This window comes from Streptomyces sp. NPDC056883 (genome assembly GCF_042788835.1).
GTDB classification, from domain to species: domain Bacteria; phylum Actinomycetota; class Actinomycetes; order Streptomycetales; family Streptomycetaceae; genus Streptomyces; species Streptomyces stoeckheimensis.
In genome coordinates this window covers 586,503-612,615 of the sequence record NZ_JBHUBS010000003.1, presented here as the reverse complement: position 1 = coordinate 612,615, position 26,113 = coordinate 586,503, and the positions used below count along the sequence as shown (strand labels likewise).

The 26,113-nt window shown below is 71.9% G+C and carries 15 protein-coding genes; 8 read left to right on the top strand and 7 right to left on the bottom strand.

Features of this window, described 5'->3' with window-relative positions; genetic code table 11:
* Positions 1-120: 120 nt before the first annotated feature.
* Both ACFRU2_RS11810 and gmd read right to left on the bottom strand, forming a co-directional pair.
* Positions 121-2,892, bottom strand: coding sequence for a LamG-like jellyroll fold domain-containing protein (locus tag ACFRU2_RS11810; RefSeq protein WP_382970773.1), 2,772 nt, complete (start codon positions 2,890-2,892; stop codon positions 121-123).
* A gap of 254 nt (positions 2,893-3,146) precedes the next feature.
* Positions 3,147-4,160, bottom strand: a complete 1,014-nt coding sequence (gene gmd / locus ACFRU2_RS11805) for a GDP-mannose 4,6-dehydratase (RefSeq protein ID WP_382970770.1) — start codon at positions 4,158-4,160, stop codon at positions 3,147-3,149.
* A gap of 383 nt (positions 4,161-4,543) precedes the next feature.
* Between gmd and ACFRU2_RS11800 the strand changes: the two genes are divergently transcribed.
* Complete coding sequence (locus tag ACFRU2_RS11800; RefSeq protein WP_382970767.1) at positions 4,544-5,533, top strand: GDP-L-fucose synthase family protein; 990 nt, start codon at positions 4,544-4,546, stop codon at positions 5,531-5,533.
* A 24-nt stretch (positions 5,534-5,557) separates the two neighbouring features.
* On the opposite strand, the gene ACFRU2_RS11795 is transcribed toward ACFRU2_RS11800, so the two are convergent.
* Positions 5,558-7,033 (bottom strand): sugar transferase, encoded by a 1,476-nt coding sequence (locus tag ACFRU2_RS11795; protein WP_382970765.1) that lies wholly within the window; start codon positions 7,031-7,033, stop codon positions 5,558-5,560.
* A 383-nt stretch (positions 7,034-7,416) separates the two neighbouring features.
* Between ACFRU2_RS11795 and ACFRU2_RS11790 the strand changes: the two genes are divergently transcribed.
* Together ACFRU2_RS11790 and ACFRU2_RS11785 are read left to right on the top strand one after the other, a co-directional pair.
* Positions 7,417-9,687 carry a M4 family metallopeptidase gene (locus ACFRU2_RS11790; protein WP_382970763.1) on the top strand — a complete coding sequence of 757 codons (2,271 nt, stop codon included), beginning with the start codon at positions 7,417-7,419 and terminating at the stop codon, positions 9,685-9,687.
* Between the two features lie 239 nt (positions 9,688-9,926).
* A complete protein-coding gene (locus ACFRU2_RS11785; protein WP_382970760.1) occupies positions 9,927-11,396 on the top strand; it encodes a nitronate monooxygenase in 1,470 nt (489 codons plus the stop codon).
* 74 nt (positions 11,397-11,470) lie between these two features.
* On the opposite strand, the gene ACFRU2_RS11780 is transcribed toward ACFRU2_RS11785, so the two are convergent.
* Together ACFRU2_RS11780 and ACFRU2_RS11775 are read right to left on the bottom strand one after the other, a co-directional pair.
* Positions 11,471-11,986: a hypothetical protein gene (locus ACFRU2_RS11780; RefSeq protein WP_382970757.1), complete on the bottom strand. Its 516-nt coding sequence runs from the start codon at positions 11,984-11,986 to the stop codon at positions 11,471-11,473.
* Between the two features lie 199 nt (positions 11,987-12,185).
* A complete protein-coding gene (locus ACFRU2_RS11775) occupies positions 12,186-13,748 on the bottom strand; it encodes a DHA2 family efflux MFS transporter permease subunit (protein ID WP_382970755.1) in 1,563 nt (520 codons plus the stop codon).
* Positions 13,749-13,932: 184 nt separating this feature from the next.
* On the opposite strand from ACFRU2_RS11775, the gene ACFRU2_RS11770 reads away from it, so the two are divergent.
* The gene (locus ACFRU2_RS11770; RefSeq protein ID WP_250744818.1) at positions 13,933-14,943 is read left to right on the top strand and encodes an Lrp/AsnC family transcriptional regulator; all 1,011 of its coding nucleotides are present in this window, start codon (positions 13,933-13,935) and stop codon (positions 14,941-14,943) included.
* 76 nt (positions 14,944-15,019) lie between these two features.
* Here the strand turns inward: ACFRU2_RS11770 and glgP are convergent, their stop codons facing one another.
* A complete protein-coding gene (gene glgP / locus ACFRU2_RS11765) occupies positions 15,020-17,665 on the bottom strand; it encodes an alpha-glucan family phosphorylase (RefSeq protein ID WP_382970752.1) in 2,646 nt (881 codons plus the stop codon).
* 476 nt (positions 17,666-18,141) lie between these two features.
* Here glgP and ACFRU2_RS11760 point away from each other — a divergent pair, with 476 nt between their 5' ends.
* The 4 genes from ACFRU2_RS11760 to glgB all read left to right on the top strand — a co-directional run bounded on the left by ACFRU2_RS11760 (position 18,142) and on the right by glgB (position 25,772).
* Positions 18,142-20,136: a maltotransferase domain-containing protein gene (locus tag ACFRU2_RS11760; protein WP_382970749.1), complete on the top strand. Its 1,995-nt coding sequence runs from the start codon at positions 18,142-18,144 to the stop codon at positions 20,134-20,136.
* A complete protein-coding gene (treS, locus tag ACFRU2_RS11755) occupies positions 20,133-21,827 on the top strand; it encodes a maltose alpha-D-glucosyltransferase (protein ID WP_382970746.1) in 1,695 nt (564 codons plus the stop codon). The genes ACFRU2_RS11760 and treS overlap by 4 nt, the downstream gene beginning before the upstream one ends.
* 163 nt (positions 21,828-21,990) lie before the next feature.
* The gene (locus ACFRU2_RS11750) at positions 21,991-23,454 is read left to right on the top strand and encodes a maltokinase (RefSeq protein ID WP_382970743.1); all 1,464 of its coding nucleotides are present in this window, start codon (positions 21,991-21,993) and stop codon (positions 23,452-23,454) included.
* The gene (gene glgB, locus ACFRU2_RS11745) at positions 23,451-25,772 is read left to right on the top strand and encodes a 1,4-alpha-glucan branching enzyme (RefSeq protein ID WP_382970741.1); all 2,322 of its coding nucleotides are present in this window, start codon (positions 23,451-23,453) and stop codon (positions 25,770-25,772) included. The genes ACFRU2_RS11750 and glgB overlap by 4 nt, the downstream gene beginning before the upstream one ends.
* On the opposite strand, the gene ACFRU2_RS11740 is transcribed toward glgB, so the two are convergent.
* Positions 25,750-26,109: a thioredoxin family protein gene (locus ACFRU2_RS11740; RefSeq protein WP_382970738.1), complete on the bottom strand. Its 360-nt coding sequence runs from the start codon at positions 26,107-26,109 to the stop codon at positions 25,750-25,752. The two genes, glgB and ACFRU2_RS11740, sit on opposite strands and share 23 nt — an antisense overlap.
* Positions 26,110-26,113: the final 4 nt, after the last annotated feature.

Here is a 26,113-nt window from a genome sequence, read left to right as displayed (position 1 = left end):
GGGGGGGAGGGGGGGGGGGCGGGGGGGGGGGGGGGGGGGGGGGGTGGTCCCGGGGGGGGGGGGGGGGGGGTTGGTCCCCCCCCCCGCACACCCTCCCCCCCCCCCCACTCCGTCAAGCGGTTACTTCGCGCCGAAGGTGAGGGTCAGCTGCGGCTTGGCGTCCACGGCCGTGGACTCCGAGGACCAGATCCACAGCGGGTTGGTACCCGTGCTCGTCAGGCCCAGGCTGTAGCTGCTGCCCAGCACCGCGGAGAGCGCGGCGGTGTCCAGCGGAGTGCTCTGGACCGCCGAACCGTCCGGCACTCCCGCGAAGGAGCCGAGCGGGGTGGTGCCCAGGGTGGGCTTGCTGTTGAAGGTCGTGCCCGCACCGCTCCACGTACCGGTGACCGGGACCACCGAGACGGTGTCGGTGGTGCCGGCACTCGCCACGGTCGTGGTCTTGACCTGGAGGGACGCGGACTTCAGCACCTGGCCGGCCGGGGCGGCCGGGATGGCGAAGCGCAGGTACGTCTCGTAGGCCGAGGTGCCGCGGACGGCCAGCGAGGCGGACGCGCCGTAGGCGGTGCTGGGGGCGCCCTGGTTGATGTAGGTGTCCTCGGTCGCGGTGACCTTGGAGACCGTGTCCGTGGCGGCAGTGGCCAGGTTGTAGTGGTTCTTGACCTGGGCCTCGGTCAGCACCTTCGGGTAGACGGCCGTCTCGTCGATCTGGCCGGCGAAGAAGTTGCTGGTCGGCCGGGAGGGCCAGGCGGCGAGGTTGTCGCCGCCGACGTGCCAGTAGCCCTCGATCGCCTGGGAGCCGGTGACGTTCAGGGAGTCCTTGAGCTTGCCGTCCACGTAGAGGACCATGCCGGCGGGACCCTGGGTGGCGACGACGTGGTGCCACTTGTTGTCGTTGTACGTGTCCAGCAGGCCGGTGGAGACGGTCTTCGTCGAGCCCGGGTTGACCCCGAAGAAGATCCGGCCGGTGTTGGTCATGTAGAGGTGCTTGTCGTACAGGTTGCTGTTGCGGTCCTGGTTGGTGCCGAAGCCGAGCAGCTTGCCGCCGCGCGTGCTGTTCGTCTTGAACCAGGTCTCCAGCGTGTAGCTGCTGCCGACCGTCTGGCGGTGGTCGCTGTACACCTGCTGGCTGGTGCCGTTGAAGCCCATGGCCGTGCTGGCTCCGGTGACCGCGCCGGGGGTCTGGCGCAGCGCCGGGGCGTTGAGCTGGATGCCGCTGGTGTTGCCGGAGACCGAGGAGTCGGCCACGTACGGGCTGACGACGTCGTCGTAGCGCCAGTAGAGGTTGGCGCCGTCCTCGCGGACCTGGTTGGGGTACGCGCTGACCGTGGTCGGGACCGAGACCGAGACGGTGGCCGACAGGGCGCTGGTGTTGCCCGCCGCGTCGGTGGCGGTGACCCGGTAGCTGTAGGACACGCCGGCCTTGACCGTGGCGTCCGTCCAGGAGGCCTGCTGGCGCAGCCACTCCAGGGAGTTCGCGCTGACGGTGGCGATCGGGGTCGCGGAGCCGTTGCGGTAGATGCGGTAGGTCAGCTTGTTGTCGTCCGCGTCGTAGCTGGCGCGCCAGCGGACCTGGACCTCGCCGGGCTTGACGCTGGAGACGCTCGCGACGGGGGTGGTCGGGGCGCCGACGTCGCCGGTGGAGGCGAAGCGGGTCAGGGCCTGCTGGGCCTTGCCGTTGATGAGGGTGAACTCACCGCCTACCCACATGTACTTGGTGGCGCCCTGCGCCGCGATGGCCATCACGCGCGGGCCGATGCCCTCGCCGAGGCCGTCGTTGGCGGTGGGGTGCCAGCCGAGCTTGCCCGGGCTGCGCACGAAGCCGCCGACGGGCGCGGGGGCCTGGCCGCCGGGCCAGTCGGTGTTCTGCGCCAGCAGGAAGTGGCGCTTGCCGTCCGGGAACTCGCCCTCGGAGGTGCAGTTGTGCGCGTGCGAGGAGCTGTAGAGGACTCCGTCGTACGGCAGCACGAACTGGGTCGCGCCGAGGCACTGGTCGCGCCACTTCTCGTTGAAGTCGGTGGCGAGGGCGACGCGGCCGTCGAAGCCGCCGGTGCCCTCGGCGCCGGTGTAGTAGCCCGTGGCGTCGGCCGTGATGGACTTGATCACCGACATCGAGGGGATGGTGCCGTACGTCTTGGTGACGGCTCCGGTGGTGGCGTTCACGACGGCGAGCGCGTGGCTCTGGGATCCGTTGACGGTGAAGAAGTCACCGCCGATCAGGACGTTCTTGCCGTCGCTGCTGAGCTGGAGCGCGCGGCCGGGCTCGTCGGCGTTGGCGACGAAGGGCTTGACCGCACCGGAGGTGGCGTCGACCGCGGCGAACCGCTCACGGGCCGTGCCCTCGACGGTGCTGAAGTCTCCTGCCGCGTACAGGGTGCTGTCGGAGGCGACGAGCGCGCGCACGGTGGCGGGGAACTTCGGGTGGAACGAGGCCTTGGGGGTGCACGTCGCGATGTCGATGGCGGCGACGCTGTTGACCGGGGTCCCGTTGACGGCGGCGAAGTAGCCGCCCGCGTACAGGGTCTTCTTGTCCTTCGAGACGGTGAGGGCGCGCACGGTGGCGCTGCCGTCGCCGATGGTGAAGGAGAGCTTGCAGGAGGTGGGGGCACCGGTCGCCGCGTCGAGCGCGACGAAGTTCACGGCTTCCTGCTCCGCGCCGACGCCGCCGGTGGGCGGGCGGACGGCGGAGAAGGTGCCACCGGCGAAGACGGTGCCGTTGGCCTCGGCCATCGCCCAGACGATCCCGTTGGGCTGCCACGTCGGCAGGTTGTCGGCGGTGAAGGCCACCGGCTGCGTGATGGCCGACGCCTCGGGTATCAGCACCAGGCCTATCGCGGTGCCGGCGCCGGCCAGTGACAGGGCGAGGGCAGCAGTCAGCCCTCTGGATCTACGCATGAGCCCCCCAGGGCAATTGCCCGGCTTGAATGGCTGGTTCGGCATCTTTCGGAACAGCCATATGTACTTGGCGCAGACTAGGGCTCAGCGAAGGGCCTGGTCACCACGCTTGACCCATTGCATACCAACTTGGAATCAACGGGTCCGGTCGCGGATGGAGCACTACGGACATACGGCGGATTTGCCCCGGTCACGCCCGCCGTTGGCTGCGCGCATGACCGGGACAGGGCAAATCGTAGGCGAAATATAAGGCCTCAGCGGTCGATGCGGACGCTGGCCCCCGCCAGTTGGTCCTCGACCTGCCGGATGTCGGAATCCACCATGATCCTGGCCAGCTCGGCCACCAGGACCGTCGGCTTCCAGCCGAGCAGATCGTGGGCCTTGGACGCGTCGCCGATCAGGGCGTCGACCTCGCTGGGGCGCTCGTACTTGGGGTCGTAGCGCACGTGCTCGTTCCAGTCGAGACCGGCGTGCGCGAAGGAGGCCTCGACGAACTCGCGGACGGTGGCGGCGACCCCGGTGGCCACGACGTAGTCGGTGGGCTCGTCCTGCTGGAGCATCCGCCACATGGCGTCCACGTACTCGGGGGCGTAGCCCCAGTCGCGGACGGCGTCGAGGTTGCCGAGGTAGAGCTTCTCCTGGAGGCCCGCCTTGATCCGGGCGACCGCGCGGGTGATCTTGCGGGTCACGAAGGTCTCGCCGCGGCGCGGGGACTCGTGGTTGAAGAGGATCCCGTTGACGGCGAACATGCCGTACGCCTCGCGGTAGTTCACCGTCGTCCAGTACGCGAACACCTTCGCGGCGCCGTACGGGCTGCGCGGGTGGAACGGGGTGGCCTCGTTCTGCGGGGGCGGGGTGGCGCCGAACATCTCCGAGGAGGAGGCCTGGTAGATGCGGGTGTCCACGCCGCTGGCCCGGATCGCCTCCAGCAGGCGCAGGGCGCCGAGGCCGGTCACGTCGCCGGTGTAGAGCGGGGCGTCGAAGGAGACGCGGACGTGCGACTGGGCGCCGAGGTTGTAGACCTCGTCGGGGCGTATCTCGCGGAGCAGGTTCACCAGGGCGACGCCGTCGGAGAGGTCGGCGTGATGCAGGACGAGGGAACGGTTCGCCGTCTGCGGGTCCTGGTAGATGTGGTCGATCCGCTCCGTGTTGAAGCTGGAGGACCGCCGCACGAGCCCGTGCACCGTGTAGCCCTTGGAGAGCAGGAGCTCTGCGAGGTACGAGCCGTCCTGCCCGGTGACGCCGGTGATCAGCGCGGTCTTGCCCATAGGGTCCCCCTGGGGATCGTTGCGATGCGGTGCGGTCGTGGCTCGGGGCTGCGCCCCGGTGTGCGGGCCGGCCGCCGGATGCGGAGTGGGGCCGGGCCGGTGGTGCTGCGCGGTCCGCCGCCAGGGGGCTGGAGACGGGTACCGGACGGTTACCGTACACGTTCCGCCCGGAGCCCCTCCCGCCGGATCGGGCCCCCTCGCCCCCTTGCGGGGCGATATGCACCGAACCGGCCCGGACCGACCGGAATTCGCCCTGGTCCGGGCACGGCCCGGGGACGGTCCGGGGCAGGGCCCCGGGTGGGGCGGCCCGGGGTGCGGGGCGCCGGATCCGGCCCGGGGCTCCCCCGTGAAACCGCGGACAGCGGACTGGCATCATCGGCGGTATGACAAGTTCGCCGTTCCTGCCCCCGAACGCCCGCGTCTTCGTCGCCGGCCACCGCGGCCTCGTCGGGTCCGCGGTCGTCCGCCGGCTCACCGCCGACGGGTACGAGGTGCTCACCCGCGGCCGCGCCGACCTCGATCTGCGCGATGCCGCCGCGACCGGGGCGTACCTGCGGGACGTCCGGCCCGACGCCGTCGTCCTGGCCGCCGCCAAGGTCGGCGGGATCATGGCCAACAGCACGTTCCCGGTGCAGTTCCTGGAGGACAACCTCAAGATCCAGCTGAGCGTCGTCGCCGGGGCGCACGCGGCGGAGGTCGGCCGGCTGCTGTTCCTCGGATCCTCCTGCATCTACCCCAAGCTGGCCCCGCAGCCCATCAGCGAGGACGCCCTGCTGACCGGCCCGCTGGAGCCGACGAACGAGGCGTACGCCCTGGCGAAGATCGCCGGCATCGTCCAGGTCCAGTCGTACCGCAAGCAGTACGGGGCCTCGTACATCTCGGCCATGCCCACGAACCTCTACGGCCCGGGCGACAACTTCGACCTGGAGTCCTCGCACGTCCTGCCCGCCCTCATCCGGCGCTTCCACGAGGCCGCCGCGGAGGGGCGCGAGGAGGTCACGCTGTGGGGATCGGGCACGCCCCGCCGGGAGTTCCTGCACGTGGACGACCTGGCCGCGGCGTGCGCCGTGCTGCTGCGCGAGTACGACGGCGCCGAGCCGGTGAACATCGGCTGTGGCGAGGACCTGACCATCAAGGCCCTCGCGGAGACCGTCGCCGAGGTGACCGGCTTCCGCGGCAGGCTCGCCTGGGACACCTCGAAGCCCGACGGGACGCCCCGCAAGCTGCTGGACGTGACCCGGCTGCGCGGGCTCGGCTGGAAGCCCGCGGTCCCGCTGCGCGAGGGCATCGCCGCCACGTACGCCTGGTGGCGCGAGCAGGGCGACGGGCAGGACGGCGGGCGCAGCAGCAGGCAGGACAGCGGGCAGAGCTGATCCCAAGGCGGGATCCCCGGTGCCTCAGTACGCTCCGCGACCGTCGACCACGGCGCGGAGCGTGCGGCCCATGACGTCGACGTCACTGGTGAACGACCAGTTGTCCACGTACTGCAGGTCGAGCTGGATCGTCTCGTCCCACGAGAGGTCGGACCGCCCGCTGATCTGCCACAGCCCGGTCATCCCGGGCCGCACCGCGAGCCGGCGCAGTTCGACCTCGTCGTACTCGGCCACCTCTTCCGGCAGCGGCGGGCGCGGGCCGACCAGCGACATGTTGCCCGCCACCACATTGATCAGCTGCGGCAGTTCGTCCATGGACGTACGGCGCAGCAGCCGGCCCACGCGGGTCACCCGGGGGTCGCGCCGCATCTTGAACATCAGGCCGTCGTTCTCGTTCGCCCCGGACAGCTCGGCCTTGCGCGCGTCGGCGTCCACGACCATCGTGCGGAACTTCCACATGACGAAGGGGACCCCGTCGCGGCCGATGCGCCGCTGCCGGTAGAAGGCCGGCCCTCGCGAGCCGCAGCGGATCGCCAGGACCATGGCGAGGAAGGCCGGCGACAGCAGGACCAGTCCGAGCGCCGCGCCCGCCCGGTCCAGTACGGACTTCAGCAGGGGCTGCATGCCGCGGCTCACCGGCGGCGTCACCCGCAGGATGGCCAGGCCGCCCGCGGACAGGGTCTCCAGCCGCTTGACGGAGACCTCCACCAGTCCGGGGAAGACCGCCAGTTCGAGCCCGGCGTCGTGCAGGGCCCAGGAGATCCGCCGCAGCCGCTCCCCCGCGAGCCGGGCACCCGGTGCGACGAGCACCAGGTCGGCCCGGTGGGCGGCGACGGCATCGAGCACGGCGGCGGAGTCCCCGTTCGGGGACTGCGCCATCGCGGAGCCGAGGCGCGCGGCCACGGGCACCCCGCTGTCCAGTCCGCCGGGACCCACCGGGACCACGCCGACCACCACGTAGGGGTGGTCGGTGCGCGCGGCGAGGTGTCCGATGACGGACTCGGCGGCGTCGGGCTCGCCGACGACCAGGACCCGGCTCACGGCCTGGGCTTCGCGCCGGGCGGCGGAGAGGTGGCGGTAGGTCAGCTTGTGGCAGGCGATGGTGACGAGCAGGGCGGGTACGAGGGCGCCGAGCGCGGACAGCCGGGGGGTGTTCTCGCCCGTGACCACGCGGGCCACGGCGAGTACGCCGATCAGAATCAGCCAGTCGTGCAGGACCGGCAGGACTCCTCGGGATTCGCCGAGCGCGCGGCCCGCGTAGCGCCGGCGCATCAGCTGCACGCCGGTCCATGCGAGGGCCGTTCCGAGGGCGCAGAACAGCGGCCGTGCCTGCTGGGCGGCCTCGAAGACCAGGCCGACGGGGACTCCCGCGCCGATCAGGTCCGCGGCGACCGCGGCGGGCAGGTACCAACGCGCCTTGTCGCGAAGGCCCCTGGCCGGCATGGCCGACGCCCTGGCCGAGCCGGCCACTCTTTGCACAGGTATATGGACATGCCTCATGAGGCCCCCCTGGCACGTGGTCTATGACAGTGGCGCGAGTCCGTGGCTTCCCCAAACCGTGGACGTCAGGCGCACCGGGAAACAGTACGACAAACGCCAGTACGGTAAATGCCGTTTCGGGGAACCGGACATCTTGTTGCCCAAGCGTTAGCGGCCGGGCGTCCGCATTCCGACCGCTGGACACGCCCCTCTCTCATCCCAAAGTGAATGTTCCGGATACCGGATACGTCTCTTCGGACAACGAACGATTTCCGGCCAACCTTTTGACGCGGCCCTGACATCGCGGCGCCCAAGTGGCACTCTTCGACCGTTCTTCGCACCAGCCCGATCTGCCCGGAGGCCCACCCAGCCATCCGGAACCCCCCTTGCAGAAGGAGTCTGCGTTGAGTCCCACCCCCCAGCGGCGTGCCACCACGGCCGGCGCGCTCGTTGCCGCGGCCGCTCTCCTCGCCGTAGGCATCCAGACCGGATCCGCCAACGCCGACGCCACCGCGTCGCAGGCTGTCTCGGTCGCCCAGGTCAACCCCGGCGCGGAGAATCGCGCACTCAGCGCTTCGGAGCGTGCGACGCTCCTGGCCGAGGCCAACTCCACCAGCGTGCAGGCGGCCAAGGCCCTCGGCCTCGGCGGCACGGAGAAGCTCGTCGTCCGTGACGTGGTCAAGGACGCGGACGGCACCACGCACACCACGTACGAACGCACCTACGACGGCATACCGGTGCTCGGCGGTGACCTGACCGTCCACGCCAAGGGCGGCGTCACCAAGAGCGTCACCAAGGCCACCAACGCCGAGATCAAGGTCGCGGACACCAACGCCACCGTCACCCCGGCCGCGGCCGAGGGCCTGGCGGTCTCCTCCGCCAACGCCGAGGGCTCCAAGGACGCGAAGGCCTCCAAGGCCGCGCGCAAGGTGATCTGGGCCGCCTCCGGCGTCCCGGTCCTCGCCTTCGAGACCGTCGTCGGCGGCATCCAGCACGACGGCACCCCGAGCGAACTGCACGTGGTCACCAACGCCAAGACCGGCGCGAAGATCACCCAGTGGCAGGCCATCGAGACCGGCGTCGGCAACACGATGTACACCGGCCAGGTCACGCTGGGCACGTCGGCTTCGGGCAGCAACTTCACGCTGACCGACGCCGGGCGCGGCAACCACAAGACCTACGACCTCAACGGCGGCACGGGCAGCGGCACGGGCACCCTCTTCACGGGCCCGGACGACACCTGGGGCAACGGTCTCCCCTCGAACCGGGAGACCGCCGGCGCCGACGCGCACTACGGCGCCCAGCTGACGTGGGACTACTACAAGAACGTGCACGGCCGCAACGGCCTGCGCAACGACGGCGTGGCCCCGTACACCCGGGTCCACTACGGCAACGCGTACGTCAACGCGTTCTGGAGCGACTCCTGCTTCTGCATGACCTACGGCGACGGCACCGGCAACACCAAGCCGCTGACCTCGATCGACGTGGCCGCGCACGAGATGACCCACGGCCTGACCTCGGTCACCGGCAACATGACCTACTCCGGTGAGTCCGGCGGCCTCAACGAGGCGACCTCCGACATCATGGCGGCGGCCGTCGAGTTCAACGCCAACAACGCCAACGACGTCGGCGACTACCTGGTCGGCGAGAAGATCGACATCCGCGGCAACGGCACCCCGCTGCGCTACATGGACAAGCCGAGCAAGGACGGCTCGTCCAAGGACGCGTGGTACTCGGGCATCGGCTCCATCGACGTCCACTACTCCTCGGGCCCGGCCAACCACTGGTACTACCTGGCCTCCGAGGGCTCCGGCGCCAAGGTCGTCAACGGGGTGAGCTACGACTCGCCGACCTCCGACGGGCTCCCGGTCACCGCGATCGGCCGCGACGCCGCCTCGAAGATCTGGTTCCGCGCGCTGACGGTCGGCTACTTCAAGTCGACCACCAACTACGCCGACGCCCGCGTCCAGACCCTGAAGGCCGCCGCCGACCTCTACGGTGCCGGCTCGGTCACGTACAACAACGCTGCCAACGCCTGGGCCGCCATCAACGTCGGTGCCCGCATTCCCGTCGGCGTCTCGGTCACCAACCCCGGTAACCAGAACACCGTCACGGGCAGCGCCGCCAGCCTCCAGATCCAGGCCAGCAGCAGCAACGCCGGCGCCCTGAGCTACGCGGCTTCCGGTCTCCCGACCGGTCTGTCGATCAACTCCTCGACCGGCCTGATCTCCGGGACCGCCTCCACCGCCGGTACGTACAACACGACGGTCACGGTGACGGACTCGGCGAACCAGACCGGTACGGCGTCCTTCGTCTGGACCGTCGGCACCTCGCAGCAGACGGTGTTCGAGAACACCACCGACTACGCGATCGCCGACAACGCCACGGTCGAGTCCCCGGTCACCGTGAACCGCACGGGCAACGCCCCGAGCACCCTCAAGGTGGACCTCAACATCCTCCACACGTACATCGGTGACCTGAAGGTCGACCTCGTCGCCCCCGACGGCACCCTGTACAACCTGCACAACCGGACCGGTGGCAGCGCGGACAACATCATCAAGTCCGTCACGGTCAACGCCTCCTCCGAGGTCGCCCAGGGCGTGTGGAAGCTCCGGGTCAACGACAACGCGAACCTCGACACCGGAAAGATCGACAGCTGGAAGCTCACCTTCTGACCCCCACCGGGGCCGTCCGTGAACCAGAGCTGAACCGCTAGACCACGGGGCCGCCCGGGAGAAGACCTCCCCGGGCGGCCCTGTTCCATTGGGCCCTCTTCCATTGGACCCGGCCGTCGGGGTCCACCTGCCCCCAGGGCCGGGACCTTCGGCGCCCGCCGTCCGGCCGGGCCGGCGTCATAGTGGAAATCAGCGAACCTACGGAACCGTAGGTTCGGGTGATTCCGAGGACGTGACCCATGCCGCAGACCCCCACGAACGCCCCCGCCGCGCAGCACCCCTGGCTGATCCAGGGCGGCATGGGCGTCGGCGTCTCCGGCTGGCGGCTGGCCCGGGCCGTGTCCGGCGAGGGCCAGCTGGGCGTGGTCTCCGGCACGGCCCTGGACGTCGTACTGGCCCGCGTGCTGCAGACCGGCGACCCCGGCGGCCACGCCCGCCGGGCACTGGCGGCCTTCCCGCTGCCGGAGCTGGCCCAGTCCGCCCTCGACCTCTACTTCCGCGAGGAAGGCCTCGCGGACGGCGTGGCGATGCGCACCACCCCGCGACTGCGGGCGACGGGCGGATCGCAGGCCGAGATCCTCACCGTCCTCGGCAACTTCGTCGAGGTCTGGCTCGCCAAGGAGGGACATGACGGTGTCGTCGGCATCAACTACCTGGAGAAGATCCAGCTCGCCACAGCCCCCGCCATGTTCGGCGCGATCCTGGCAGGCGTCGACTACGTGCTCGTGGGCGCGGGAGTCCCCGGTCAGATCCCTGCCCTCGCCTCGAGGCTGGCGCGCTACGAACGCTGCCTGACCAAGATCCACGTCGAGCCGGGGCCGCACGGGGACGAACCCCTGGACCATCTCTTCGACCCCGCGGCCCTGCTCGCCGGGCACCTGCCCGGCCCGCTGCGCCGCCCCCACGTGCTGGCGATCGTCTCGCTCCCGGTGCTGGCCACCTACCTGGCCCGGGACGAGATCACCCGCCCCGACGGCTTCGTGATCGAGACCAGCCAGGCCGGCGGGCACAGCGCCCCGCCGCGCGGGCCGATGAAGCTCGACGAGGACGGCGAGCCGGTCTACGGACCGCGCGACAACCCCGACCTCGCCAAGATGGCGGCGCTCGGGCTGCCGTTCTGGCTCGCGGGCGGCCAGGCCAGCCCCGAGGCCGTGGCCGGGGCGCTCGCGGAGGGCGCGGCCGGGGTTCAGATCGGCAGCGCGTTCGCCCTGTGCGAGGAGTCGGGGATGGCCCGCCACCTGCGCGAGGACCTGCTGGACCGGGCCCACACCGGCACCCTCTCGGTCCGCAACGACCCCGAGGCCTCCCCGACTTCGTTCCCGTTCAAGGTGGCGGACCTGCCGGGGACGGTCTCCGAGCGGGAGGTCTCCGAGGCCCGGCGCCGGGTCTGCGACCTCGGTTTCCTGCGCACTCCCGTACGGGGTCCGCGCGGTGTGGTCTACCGGTGCGCGGCCGAGCCGGTCGCCGCGTACGTCCGCAAGGGCGGCGAGGCGTCCGACACCAAGGGCCGCCAGTGCCTGTGCAACGGCCTGCTGGCCACGATCGGGCTGGCCCAGCGCCGGCCGCACGACCGGGTGGAACCCCCGCTGGTGACGATCGGCAAGGACCTGTCCTTCCTCCCGCGGCTCGCCCCGAACGCCGAGCCCTACACGGCCGCGGACGTGGTGCACTGGCTCGCGGCGGGCGCGGACCGGCCCGCCGGCCGCTGAGGCCCCGGGACGGGTGAAGGGCCCGGCCCCCCTGGGTGGTTTCCAGGGGGCGGGCCCTTCACGGGTGCGTGGGATCAGCCGATGGAGCCGAAGACCGAGTCGAGGATCGCCGCGGTCTCGTCCGCCGGTGCGGCGGCGCGCCCGCCGATGCTGCGGTCCTCGTCGTCGCGCCAGTCGTCACGGCCGTCGTCGTCGTGCCGTCCGTCGTGGCGGCCGTGGTGGTGCTCGTCGTCGGTCGGCTTGAAGAACACCGAGCGGACCTCCAGGTCGTCCGCCCGCTCGCCCGGCTCCAGCGTCTCCACGGCATGGCCTCCGCAGGAGCGGTCCTCGAACAGCACCGCCAGCGATTCCGTGTCGTTGCGCACCTGGAAGGCCGGGTGGTTCCGCGAAGCGTTCGTCAGCTGGTAGCAGGTGTCGTTGTCGGCGGGATAGATCCGGCCGTGCCGCGTGTCACCGTTGTCGCTGTACCGGTAGTGCAGCGTGCCGAGGTTCTCGCGGTCGTCGTGGTCGTTGGCGTACGACAGCCCGGCGGTCGGCAGGACCAGCGCGAGCGCGCCTACGAGTGCGGTGGCGGTGGTGCGAAGACGCATGGGGGGAGTCCGTTCCTCGTGTTCCTCGGGTTCCTCGGATGCCTGGTGCGGTGGGCATCCGCGGGCAGCGTAGGAGCGGGCACGGATGAAGAAACGATTCGGCACGGCAGCGCGTTCGAAGGTTCACCCTCACGGTCCCCTCCGGAACCGGACACGCGTACGCCCCGAATCCGCGCTGGATTCGGGGCGTACGGGCCGCTCAGACGGCAGCGCTTCCGGCCGCCCGGTCCACCGCGTCCGAGGCCTGCCCCGGCACCGGAGCCGGAGCCCCGGCGGCAGCGGGAGCCGCCGTGGGAGCCGCAGCCGTGGCGGCCGGCCGGCGGACCAGCACGAACAGGATCAGCGCCCCCGCCAGACCCATCGCCCCCGAGACCCAGAAGGTGTCGCGCAGCCCGCTCGCGAAGGCCGCCTCCACCCAGGACCCGGCCCCCGGAACGGTCTCCAGCAGCCGCCCCGCCCCGCCGCCCGCCAGCGCCGCGGCCGTGCCGTGCGGCTGCCCGGAGCCGGCGAGGCCGTCGGCCAGCCCGGTGTGGAAGACCGCGCCGAGCACCGCGATGCCCAGGGCCATGCCCAGCTGTCGTGCGGTGTTCAGCGCACCGCCCGCCATGCCCGCCCGGGCCGGGGGCACGGCCCCCATCGCGGCGGCGGCCAGGGCCGGGGAGATCAGTCCGACGCCCACCCCGGTGACGGCCAGGCCCGGCACCAGCGCCGTCCAGCCGTCGCCCGCGTCCAGCATCCAGCCCTGGAGCAGCGCCCCGGCCGCGATGAGGAGCAGCCCGCCGCCGATGGTGATCCGGGGGGAGGCCCCGTGCAGGAGCTTGCCGGAGGCCGCGGCGACGACGAAGCCGGCCAGGCTCAGCGGCAGCAGGGCCAGTCCGGCCCCGACCGGGCCCATGCCCTCGGCGGTCTGCAGCCACAGGGAGACGTACATCAGGTAGCCGAAGGCGGCGCCGGACATCAGCAGCGAGGCGGTCATCACGGCGACGAAGACCGGACTGCGGAAGAGCGAGAGGTCCAGCATCGGGCGGGGTCCGCGCAGTTCGACGAGGACGAAGGCGGCGAAGGAGGCCGCGCCCAGGGCGAACAGGCCGAGGGTGCCGGCGGAGGTCCAGCCGCTCTCGCCGCCGCGGATGAGCGCGTAGGTGACGGCCGCGGCGCCGGCGGTGAAGGTGGCCATGCCGGGCAGGTCCAGGCCCTTGGCGTGCGGGTCGCGGGACTCGGTGACGGCCTTCAGGGTGACGTACACGGCGAGGGCGCAGACCGGGAGGTTGATGAAGAAGATCCAGCGCCAGCCGAACTGCTCGGTGAGCAGCCCGCCGATGATCGGGCCGGCCGCGGCGGCCGCTCCGTTGACCGCGCCCCAGACGCCGAAGGCCACGCCCCGGTCACGGCCCTGGTAGGCGGAGCTGAGCAGGGCCATGGTGGTGGCGAACATCGCGGCGCCGCCGACGCCCTGGACGGCGCGGAAGGCGATGAGCGCGGCCGGGCCCTGGGCCAGGCCGCAGGCGAGGGAGGCGGCGGCGAAGAGTCCGAGCCCGCCGAGGTAGACGCGGCGCCGGCCGATCCGGTCGGCGAGCGATCCCGCGCCGAGCAGCAGGGCGGCCAGGGCGAGGGCGTAGCCGTCCATCACCCACTGGAGTCCGGAGAACCCGGTCCGCATGTCGGCGGCCATGTCGGGCAGGGCGACGGTCACGATCGTGACGTCGACCAGGAGCATGAAGGCTCCGAGACACACCGCCGTCAACGGCAGCCATTTGCGCATGGGGGTACTCCTGGGATGTCCGAAGGCAGGGGTGGGGCGGGCGGAGGACCGGGTGGGTGCCATGCGGCCGCCGGGTTCCGGCGGGGCGCGGCTTCCGCCTCCCACACGGTGTCAGCACGCCGCGGCCCACCCCCACCCAGCAGCCCTCCGGCGGCGGATTTCACGCACGGCCGGGTCTGTGATGATGGAAACCGTGAACGAAACGGAGCTGGACCCGCTCGACCGGTCCCTGGTCCAGGCCCTCACGATCGACGGCCGGGCCCCCTTCAGCCGGCTGGCCGAGGTGCTGGAGGTCTCCGACCAGACCGTCGTACGCCGCTACCGGCGGCTGCGGACCACCGGCCTGATCCGGGTCGTCGGACTGCCGCTGGGCAGCCGGGTCGGGCTGTTCGAGTCCTGGCTCCGGGTGCAGTGCGCCCCCGACGCCGCGCTCCCGGTGGCCGAGGCGCTCGCCCGCCGCCCGGACATCGCGTGGGTGACCCTGGGCTCGGGCGGTACCGAGATCCATTGCATGACCCGGGCCCGCACCCGCCAGGACCGGGACGCCCTGCTGCTGGAGAAGCTGCCGCGGACCCGCCGGGTGACCGGCGTGAGCGCCCACACCATCCTGCGGAAGTTCTTCGGCGGGCCCGACGCCTGGGTGGGCCTGGACGTCCTGCGCCCCGACCAGACGGCGGCCCTGGAACGGCCGGCCGCGCAGCCGGGTCCGCAGCGGTACGCGCTCGACGAGGCGGAGCTGGCCCTGCTCTCGGTGCTGGGCCGGGACGGCCGCGCGGGGTACCCGGAACTGGCGCGTGCCAGTGGCCTGTCGGAGTCCACCGCGCGGCGCAGGCTGGAGCGGCTGCGCGAGGTGGGGGCGGTCTTCTTCGACGTGGAGTTCGTCCCGGCGCTCTTCGGCTACGAGGCGGAGGCGACGATCGTGCTGACCGTCCCGCCGGCCCGGCTGGCGCAGGTGGGGGCGGCGCTGGCGGGCCACCGCGAGGTGGCCTTCGCGGCGGCCGTGACCGGGGCCGCCTCGCTGATGGCGGTGGTGGTGTGCCGGGACACGGACGCGCTGTACACGTACTTGACCGAGCGGATCGGTGCGGTGGACGGGGTGGGGCAGGTGGAGGTGATCCCGGCCCTGCGCAGCGTCAAGCGGGCCGGGATGCTGGTGGAGGACGGGCGGCTGGTGGATCCGCCGCCCGCCCCCTGAACGGGCCGGGCCCGTCGGCCTGGTGGCCGAGCCGTCGGCCGAACGGCCGGAGCGGCCGGCCGAACGGCCGGGCCCGTCAGCGCAGCACCACGCCGCCTCCCGCGTCGGTTTCGGCGCCCGTGGCCGGGCCCGCGACCAGGCCCAGTTCGGCCGGGGTCGCCAGTAGCGGGTGCGCCGGCAGGATCCGTACGGTGTAGCCGAAGGGCCCCGTACGGTCGAGGGCGAGCGGGCCCTCGTACAGCCAGCGGCCCTCCAGGTCGGGTCCGCCGGCGGGCTTGAGCGGGAAGGCCCGCCCGCTCTGGATCACGTCCTGCGCGTCGACCCGGCCCGCGACGGCCTGGACCTCCACGTCCTCGGGGGCCAGGGCGTCGAGGGAGACCTGCACGCGCAGGGTGAGGGTGGCCCCGAGTTCGGCGGTGCCGCCGACCGGGCCCGCCGTCAGGGCTTCCACGTGCTCGACGGTGAGCTGCGGCCAGGCCGCGCGGACCCGCCCCTTCCACCAGGCGAGGTCCCGCGCCGCGTCCGGGGTCAGGGCGCGGTGGGAGAGCGCGGCCGGAGCGTAGAGCCGCTCCACGTACTCCCGCACCATGCGGCCCGCGAGCACCTTGGGCCCCAGCGAGACGAGGGTGCGCCGGACCATCTCGATCCACCGCACCGGGAGTCCGGCCTGCCCGGCCCGGTCGTAGAACCGGGGGGCGACCCGGCCCTCGATCAGGTCGTAGAGGGCGTTCGCCTCCAGGTCGTCGCGGCGGTCCTCGTCCGCGCCGAGTCCGTCGGCGGTCGGGATGGCCCAGCCGAAGTCCGGCTCGAACCATTCGTCCCACCAGCCGTCCAGGACGGACAGGTTGAGGCAGCCGTTGAGCGCCGCCTTCATCCCGCTGGTGCCGCAGGCCTCCAGCGGGCGCAGCGGGTTGTTGAGCCAGACGTCGCAGCCCGGGTAGAGCTTCTGGGCCATGGCCATGCCGTAGTCGGGCAGGAACACGATCCGGTGGCGCACGCGGGGGTCGTCCGCGAACCTCACCAGTTCCTGGACCAGCCGCTTCCCGCCGTCGTCGGCCGGGTGCGCCTTGCCCGCGACGACGATCTGCACGGGCCGGTCCGGGTCCAGCAGCAGGCGGCGCAGCCGGTCGGGGTCGCGCAGCATCAGCGTGAGCCGCTTGTAGGACGGCACCCGTCGGGCGAACCCGATGGTCAGCACGTCGGGGTCGAGCACCGAGTCCACCCAGCCCAGTTCGGCGGCGGCGGCCCCGCGCTGGCGCCAGGAGGCGCGCAGGCGTTCCCGTACCTCTTGGACGAGCTGTTCCCTGAGCACCCGGCGCAGGTCCCAGACGTCCTGGTCGGGGATGTCGGCGACGGCGTCCCAGCGCTGCGAGCCGCCGACGGAGAGCGCGTCCTCGGTGCGGCCGGCGCCGATCTGCTTCGCGCCGAGCCTCACCACTTCGGGTGCCACCCAGGTCGGGGCGTGGACGCCGTTGGTCACCGAGGTGATGGGCACGTCGACGGGGTCGAATCCCGGCCACAGCCCGGCGAACATCTCGCGGCTGACGGCGCCGTGCAGGGTGGAGACCCCGTTGGCCCGCTGGGCGAGGCGCAGGCCCATCACCGCCATGTTGAACACCCCGGGGTCGCCGCCGGGGTACGTCTCGGCGCCGAGGGCCAGGATCCGGTCGACGGGTACGCCGGCCAGTTCGCCGCCGTCGCCGAAGTGGCGGGCGACCAGGGCCCGGTCGAAGCGGTCGATGCCGGCGGGGACGGGGGTGTGCGTGGTGAACACGGTTCCCGCCCGGACGGCTTCGACGGCGGCGTCGAAGCCGAGTCCCTGCGCTCCCTCCAGTTCCCTTATGCGCTCGAGTCCCAGGAACCCGGCGTGGCCCTCGTTGGTGTGGAAGACCTCGGGGTCGGGATGCCCGGTGATCCGGCAGTAGGCGCGCACCGCCCGGACCCCGCCGATGCCGAGGAGCATCTCCTGGAGCAGCCGGTGGTCGCTGCCGCCTCCGTAGAGCCGGTCGGTCACCTCGCGGGCGACGGCGTCGTTGTCCTCGACGTCGGAGTCCAGGAGCAGCAGCGGCACCCGGCCGACGCGGGCCTGCCAGACGTGTGCGTGCAGGGCCCGGCCGCCGGGGAGGCTCAGGGACACCCGCGCGGGGGTCCCGTCCTCCTCGCGCACCAGCGCGAGGGGCAGTTCGTTGGGGTCGAGCACCGGATAGTGCTCCTGCTGCCAGCCGTCCCGGGAGAGGGACTGGCGGAAGTAGCCGTGCCGGTAGAGCAGTCCGACACCGATGAGGGGGACGCCGAGGTCGCTGGCGGCCTTGAGGTGGTCCCCGGCGAGGATGCCGAGGCCGCCGGAGTACTGGGGCAGGGCGGCGGTGATCCCGAACTCGGGCGAGAAGTAGGCGATGCCGGCGGGCAGCTCGGCCGCGGCCTCGTGGCTCTGGTACCACCTCCCGCCATGGACGTAGTCATCGAGGTCGGCGGCTGCGACGGCGAGCCGGCGCAGGAACCGCCGGTCCCCGGCGAGCTCGGCGATCCGCGCGGCGGACACGGCGCCGAGCAGCCGGACGGGATCCCCGCCGGCGGCTTGCCAGCCCTCGGGATCGACGGATTGGAAGAGTTCACGGGTCTCGGCGTGCCAGGACCAGCGCAGGTTGCGCGCGAGGTCGGCGAGCGGCGAGAGGGTCTCGGGGAGGACGGGGCGCACGGTGAATCGACGGATAGCCTTCACGCGTTCCACCTTCGCAGGGGATTACGGATCGGAGCGGCCGCACCACGCTGTGCACCGCGAGCGTCACCCTCGGAAGGCTAGCGCCCTCCCCCCTCCCGGACCATGGCGCCTCCGGCGGGCCTCCGCCGGGCGCCCGCGTGCCGGTGGACATCCGGTAGTCCTCTCCGAGTTGACGGAGCATGAGCGGGTGTCGGGCCGGAGGGACCGGGCAGGCGTTCCAGTACGTACGAGTAGTTAACCGAGCACGCGGGTTGGGCCGGGCTGGAGTGGGAAGGGCTCCCCGGGTACGCGCACGGCGCACCCTCCCCCGAACCTCTCCCGCCACCCGAGTGAACGCGGACAGGAGCGGCCATGCCCGCAGCCCAGCCGTCTTCCGAGCGGCTAGAAACAGAGCGAACAGAGCGTGCACTACCAGCTGCCTTGCCGGCTGGCCTGTTGTCACCGAGCCCTGCGAACTGCCCCCAGGTGATCCCATCATGATCGGTCGCATTCCCGTGCTGGACGTCCGCCCCGCCGTCGACTGCGGCGTCAGACCCGCCAAGGCGGTCGTGGACGAGGTCTTCGAGATTTCCGCCACCGTGTTCCGCGAGGGGCACGACGCCGTGGCGGCCCATGTCGTACTCCGAGATCCGAGCGGGCGGCTGCGGCCCCCCGTGCCCCTGTCCGAGCTCGCTCCCGGCACCGACCGGTGGGGGGCGCGGGTGTCCGCCGAAGTCGAAGGGAGGTGGACTTACACCGTCGAGGCCTGGAGCGACCCGGTGGGCACCTGGCGGGCCCACGCGGCGGTGAAGATCCCGGCCGGGATCGACACCGGGCTCACCCTCCTGGAAGGCGCCGAGCTCTACGAGCGGGCCGCCGCGAAGATTCCCAAGCGGGACGGCCGCGAGCACGTGCTGGCCGCGGCGGACGTGATGCGCGACGAGGACCGGCCCGTCGCCGAGCGGTACGCGGCCGCCCTCAACCCGCGGATCGACGTGCTGCTGGCCAAGCGCCCGCTCCGGGAGCTGGTGACGGCCTCCAAGCCGCTGCCGCTGCTGATCGAGCGCAAGCGGGCCCTCTTCGGTTCCTGGTACGAGATGTTCCCCCGGTCGGAGGGAGCGGTGCTCGAGCCCGGCGAGGCTCCCGTCAGCGGGACCTTCCGGACCGCCGCCGAGCGGCTTCCCGCCGTCGCCGCGATGGGCTTCGACGTGGTGTACCTGCCGCCGATCCACCCGATCGGGAGCACGTACCGCAAGGGTCCGAACAACACGCTGTCCGCGGGGAGTTGGGATCCGGGCGTGCCCTGGGCCATCGGCTCCACCGAGGGGGGCCACGACGCGGTCCACCCCGAGCTCGGGACCCTGGAGGACTTCGACGCCTTCGTCGCCAAGGCCCGCGAGCTGCGCATCGAGGTGGCGCTCGACTTCGCCCTGCAGTGCTCCCCGGACCACCCCTGGGTGGAGAAGCACCCGGAGTGGTTCCGGCACCGCGCCGACGGGACGATCGCGTACGCGGAGAACCCGCCGAAGAAGTACCAGGACATCGTCCCGATCCACTTCGACGCCGACATGGCCGGCATCGTCGGGGAGACGGTGCGGATCCTGCGGCACTGGATGGAGCACGGCGTCCGCATCTTCCGGGTCGACAACCCGCACACCAAGCCGGTGGTCTTCTGGCAGAAGGTGATCGCGGACATCAACAAGTCCGACCCCGACGTGATCTTCCTCGCCGAGGCCTTCACCCGCCCCGCGATGATGCGGACCCTCGCCGCCGTCGGCTTCCAGCAGTCCTACACGTACTTCACCTGGCGCAACACCAAGGCCGAGCTGACGGAGTACCTGACCGAGCTCGCGGACACCCGCTCCGCCTCCGTCATGCGGCCGAATTTCTTCGTCAACACCCCGGACATCCTGCACGCATACCTTCAGCACGGCGGCCGCCCCGCCTTCGAGGTCCGCGCGGTCCTCGCCGCCACCCTCTCCCCCACCTGGGGGGTCTACGCCGGTTACGAGCTCTGCGAGAACACCCCGGTCAAGGAGGGCAGCGAGGAGTACCTGGACTCCGAGAAGTACGAGCTGCGCCCGCGCGACTGGGCCGCCGCCGACCGCGAGGGCCGCACCATCGCCCCGCTGATCACCTCCCTGAACCGGCTGCGCCGGCGCAACCCCGCGCTCCAGCAGTTGCGCGACATCCATTTCCACCCGACCGACAACGAACAGGTGATCGCCTATTCGAAGCACGCGGGGAGCAATTCCGTACTGGTGGTCGTCAACCTCGATCCGCACCACACCCAGGAGGCGACGGTCTCGTTGGACATGCCGGTACTCGGCCTCGACTGGCACGGGTCCCTCGCGGTGCGCGACGAGCTCACCGGCGAGACCTATCACTGGGGCAGGGCCAACTACGTGCGCCTGGAACCGGGCCGCACGCCCGCGCACGTACTGGCGGCTCTGCGACCGTCCCCGCCCACCGGAGGGTCACCCATCTCATGATGATCAACGATCCCGTCCCCGACACCTTCGAGGACACCCCCGCCAAGGACCGCGATCCCGACTGGTTCAAGCGGGCGGTCTTCTACGAGGTCCTCGTACGGTCCTTCCACGACAGCAACGGCGACGGCGTGGGTGACCTCAAGGGGCTCACCGCCAAGCTGGACTACCTCCAGTGGCTCGGCGTCGACTGCCTGTGGCTCCCGCCGTTCTTCGCCTCACCCCTGCGCGACGGGGGCTACGACGTCTCCGACTACACCTCCGTGCTGCCCGAGTTCGGCGACCTCGCCGACTTCGTGGAGTTCGTGGACGCGGCGCACACCCGCGGCATGCGGGTGATCATCGACTTCGTCATGAACCACACGAGCGATCAGCACGAGTGGTTCCAGCAGTCCCGCAAGGACCCCGACGGGCCCTACGGCGACTACTACATGTGGGCCGACAACGACAAGCAGTACCAGGACGCCCGCATCATCTTCGTCGACACCGAGACCTCGAACTGGACGTACGACCCGGTCCGCAAGCAGTACTACTGGCACCGGTTCTTCTCCCACCAGCCGGACCTCAACTACGAGAACCCGGCCGTCGTCGAGGAGATCGTCTCCGCGCTGCGCTTCTGGCTCGACCTCGGGATCGACGGCTTCCGCCTCGACGCCGTGCCCTACCTGTACGCCGAGGAGGGCACCAACTGCGAGAACCTGCCGCGCACCCACACCCTCCTCAAGGCGGTCCGCGCCGAGATCGACGCGCACTACCCGGACACCGTGCTGCTCGCCGAGGCGAACCAGTGGCCCGAGGACGTCGTCGACTACTTCGGGGACTTCGAGAAGGGCGGGGACGAGTGCCACATGGCCTTCCACTTCCCCGTCATGCCGCGCATCTTCATGGCGGTCCGAAGAGAGTCCCGCTACCCGGTCTCCGAAATCCTGGCGAAGACCCCGGCGATCCCGGACCGCTGCCAGTGGGGCATCTTCCTGCGCAACCACGACGAGCTCACGCTCGAAATGGTCACCGACGAAGAGCGCGACTACATGTACGCCGAATACGCCAAGGACCCGCGGATGCGGGCCAACATCGGCATCCGGCGCCGGCTCGCCCCCCTGCTGGACAACGACCGCAACCAGATGGAACTGTTCACCGCCCTGCTGCTGTCGCTGCCCGGTTCCCCGGTGCTGTACTACGGCGACGAGATCGGCATGGGCGACAACATCTGGCTCGGCGACCGCGACGGCGTGCGCACCCCGATGCAGTGGACCCCGGACCGCAACGCCGGTTTCTCCTCGTGCGATCCGGGCAGGCTGAACCTGCCGGTCATCATGGACCCGGTCCACGGGTACCAGGTGACCAATGTCGAAGCGGCGATGGCCTCACCGTCTTCGCTGCTGCACTGGACCCGCCGGATGATCGAGGTCCGCAAGGCCAACCCGGCCTTCGGACTGGGCTCGTACACCGAACTGCCTTCGTCCAACCCGGCGGTGCTCGCCTTCCTCCGTGAGTACGGGGACGACCTGGTGCTGTGCGTGCACAACTTCTCGCGCTTCGCGCAGCCCACCGAGCTGGACCTGCGGTCGTTCAACGGGCGGGTCCCGGTGGAACTCACCGGCGACGTCCGCTTCCCGCCGATCGGCGAATGGCCGTACCTGCTGACCCTGGCGGGCCACGGCTTCTACTGGTTCCGCCTGCGCTCGGAGTGAAGTCCCGCGCGCAGTGACGACGCACGAGGGCGGGCGAATGGGTCAATCGCCCGCCCCTGTACGGACCTTTCTGACCCGACACTCGCTCACACCGGAGAAGCACACACCGCGATCCGGGACACTCTGCGCATTCTTTGACGGCCCGGGGAAAGGACGCGACGCCATGTCGGAGGCTGCATCCGCCCGGGATCGGCTCACCGCCGACCGGGCCACCGGGCTCGGGCTCGGACCGGGACCCGGGCTGGGTCCACTGGAGCCGATGCTGCGGGCCTGGCTGCCCGCACAGCGCTGGTTCGCGGGCAAGGGCCGCGCCATCGGACGGCTCAGGACCATCTCGGCGGCCGAACTGCTGCCGCCCGGATCTGCCGCCGGACTGCTGCACCTGCTGCTGGACGTGGACGGGGACTGCTACCAGCTCCTGCTCGGCATCCGCCCGAGCCCGCTGCCGCCGGCCCTCGCGCCCGCGCTGATCGGCCGCGCCGAGCAGGGCCCGTACGCCGGCCTGGCGGTCTACGAGGGACTGGGCGATCCGCGGCTCGCCTCGCTGCTGCTGGAGCGGCTGCGCTCCCCCGGCACCCTCGGCCCGCTCCGCTTCGACCGGGATCCGGGCGCCGTGATCCCCGAGGCGCCCACCCCCCGGCCACTGTCCGGGGAACAGACCAACTCCTCGCTGATCTACGGGGATTCGTACATCCTGAAGATCTTCCGGCGGGTCGGCCCCGGGGTCAATCCCGACCTGGAGCTGCCCCGCGCCCTGGCCGCCGCCGGCTGCGCCCGGGTGCCCGCGCCGGTCGCCTGGTACGAGGCCGAGCTGCCCGGCTCCGAACCGCTGACCCTGGGCGTGCTCCAGCCGTACCTGCGCGGCTCCGACGACGGCTGGCAGCTCGCACTGCACCGGCTGCGCACCGGGGCCGACTTCACCGCCGAGGCGCACGCGCTCGGCCGGGCCACCGCCGAGGTGCACAGCGCGCTGGCCGGGGCCCTGCCCACCGTCGCGCTGGGCCCGGAGCAGACGGCCCGGCTGGCCGCCGGGATGACGGCCCGGCTCGCCGCCACCGCCCGCGAGGTACCGGCCCTGCGCCCCTACGAGGCGGGGCTGCGCGGCGCCTTCGACGCACTGGCCGCCTCCCGCGGGACCGGGGTGTCCGCCCAGCGCATCCACGGGGACCTGCACCTGGGCCAGACCCTGCGCACCGCCGACGGCAGCTGGGCGCTGATCGACTTCGAGGGCGAGCCGGCCCGGCCGCTGGCCGACCGGCGCCGCCCCGAGCCGGCGGTGCGGGACATCGCCGGGATACTGCGCTCCTTCGACTACGCGGCCCGCTCCCACCGGCCGTTCGCCCCCGCCTGGGCGGACGACTGCCGGGCCGCCTTCTGCGAGGGGTACGCCCGCACGACCGGCCGGGACCCGCGCGAGGACCCCGTGCTCCTGCGCGCCTACGAGACCGACAAGGCGGTGTACGAGGCCCGCTACGAGTCCCGGCACCGCCCCGACTGGCTGCACGTGCCGATGGCGGCGATCCGGCGGCTCTCGGAGCCGCAGCGTCCGCCGTCGCACCGCACGCAGCTCCCCGCCCCAGGATCCCCCACCCTCCACCCGAAGCCCCCGAGGAGGCCGCTCGCGTGAGCGCCGCACGACAGCCGTCACCGACCGTCCGCGACGAAGCCAAGAGTGCCGTTGAAGTCCCCGGCTCCCCCGCCCCGACGAGCGTGAAGAAGCCCCGGGCCCCCAGGGCCCGGCGGGCGGCCCCGGCGCACGGGGTCCGGCCGGCGCCGGCGCTGGGCCCGGAGGAACGGTCCCGGCTGCTGGAGGGCCGCCACCACGATCCGCACGCGGTGCTCGGGGCCCGTGCCCAGCGGGGCGGGGTGTCCTTCCGGGTGCTGCGTCCGTACGCGAAGGCGGTCACCATCGTCGCCAAGGGGCTGCGGGCCGAGCTCCTCGACGAGGGCGACGGGCTGTTCTCCGGGCTGCTGCCGCTGGCCGGGGTGCCGGACTACCGGCTGCTGGTGACGTACGACAGCGACGAGGTGGAGGTCCACGACCCCTACCGGTTCCTGCCCGCGCTCGGCGAGCTCGACCTGCACCTGATCGGCGAGGGCCGGCACGAGGAGCTGTGGACGGCGCTCGGCTCGGAGCCGATGGAGCACCAGGGCGTGGCGGGCACCCGGTTCACGGTGTGGGCGCCGAACGCGCAGGGGGTGCGGGTCAGCGGGGACTTCTCGTACTGGGACTCGGTCGCCTACCCGATGCGCTCGCTCGGGGCGACCGGCGTGTGGGAGCTGTTCCTGCCCGGCGTCGGCGAGGGCGCCCTGTACAAGTACGACATCACCCGCCCGGACGGCTCGCACACCCTGCGCGCCGACCCGATGGCCCGGCACGCCGAGGTCCCGCCGGCCAACGCCTCGGTGGTGACGGCCTCCTCCTACGTCTGGCAGGACGCGGAGTGGATGGCGAAGCGCGGGGAGCGCCCGCCGCACCAGGCCCCCTTCTCCGTCTACGAGCTGCACCTGGCGTCCTGGCGGCCCGGGCTCTCCTACCGGCAGCTGGCCGAGCAGCTGCCCGCGTACGTGACGGAGCTCGGCTTCACGCATGTGGAGCTGATGCCGGTCGCCGAGCACCCCTTCGGCGGGTCCTGGGGCTACCAGGTCACCGGCTTCTACGCGCCGACCTCCCGGATGGGCACCCCGGACGACTTCCGCTTCCTGGTGGACGCGCTGCACCGGGCCGGGATCGGGGTGATCGTCGACTGGGTGCCGGCGCACTTCCCGCGCGACGACTGGGCGCTCGCCGAGTTCGACGGGCGGCCGCTGTACGAGCACCACGACCCGCAGCGGGCCGCGCACCCGGACTGGGGGACGCTGGAGTTCGACTACGGGCGCCGCGAGGTGCGGAACTTCCTGGTGGCCAACGCCGTGTACTGGTGCCAGGAGTTCCACGTGGACGGGCTGCGCGTGGACGCGGTGGCCTCGATGCTCTACCTCGACTACTCGCGCAAGGACGGCGAGTGGACGCCGAACGAGCACGGCGGGCGGGAGAACCTGGACGCGGTGGCGATGCTCCAGGAGATGAACGCCACCGTCTACCGGCGCTGCCCGGGCGTGGTGACGATCGCCGAGGAGTCCACGGCGTGGCCGGGCGTCACGCAGCCCACCGACACGGGCGGGCTCGGCTTCGGCCTGAAGTGGAACATGGGCTGGATGCACGACACCCTGCGCTACGCGTCGAAGGAGTCGGTGCACCGCAAGTACCACCACCACGACATGACCTTCGGGATGGTCTACGCGTTCAGCGAGAACTACGTGCTGCCGATCTCGCACGACGAGGTGGTGCACGGCAAGGGCTCGCTGGTGTCGAAGATGCCCGGCGACTGGTGGCAGCAGCGGGCCGCGCACCGGGCGTACCTGGGCTTCATGTGGGCCCACCCGGGCAAGCAGCTGCTCTTCATGGGGCAGGAGTTCGCGCAGGGCTCGGAGTGGTCCGAGACGTACGGTCCGGACTGGTGGCTGCTGGACTCCTCGTACGCGGCGGCCGGCGACCACCGGGGCGTACGCAGCCTCGTGGGCGACCTGAACCGCACCTACCGGGCGGCTCCGGCCCTGTGGGAGCGGGACACGGTGCCGGAGGGGTTCGCGTGGGTGGAGGCGGACGCGGCGGAGGACAACGTGTTCGCCTTCCTGCGGTTCGCGCAGGACGGCTCGCAGCTGCTGTGCGTCTCCAACTTCTCGCCGGTGGTCCGGCACGGGTACCGGATCGGGGTCCCGGAAGAGGTGCCGCTGTGGCGGGAGGTCCTCAACACCGACCAGCAGCTCTACGGCGGCAGCGGCGTCCACCACACCCAGCCGGTGCGCCCCGAGCCGGTCCCCGCCCAGGGCCGGGCGGCCAGCCTGCGGCTGACCCTCCCGCCCCTGGCGACGCTCTGGCTCAGCCCGCTGCCACGCCGCTAGCGGCCAGGACCCCTTCCAGCTCCTGGAGGAGCCTGCGCTTGGCGCGGGCTCCGACCAGCTGCAGGACGGGTTCGCCGTCGCGGAAGACGAGCAGGGTCGGCATGGACAGCACGCCGTGGCGCACGACCGTCTCGGGGTTGGTGTCCGCGTCGATCTGCACGACCTTGAGGCGGTCGGCCTCTTCCGCGGCGACGGCGGACAGGACGGGTGCGAGCTGACGGCAGGGGCCGCACCAGTCGGCGGTGAACTCCACCAGGACGGGCCGGCCGCGCTCGGCGAGCACCTCCGCCTCGAAGTCCGCGTCGGTCACTTCGGCGACACCGTGGGCCTTGATCATGTGC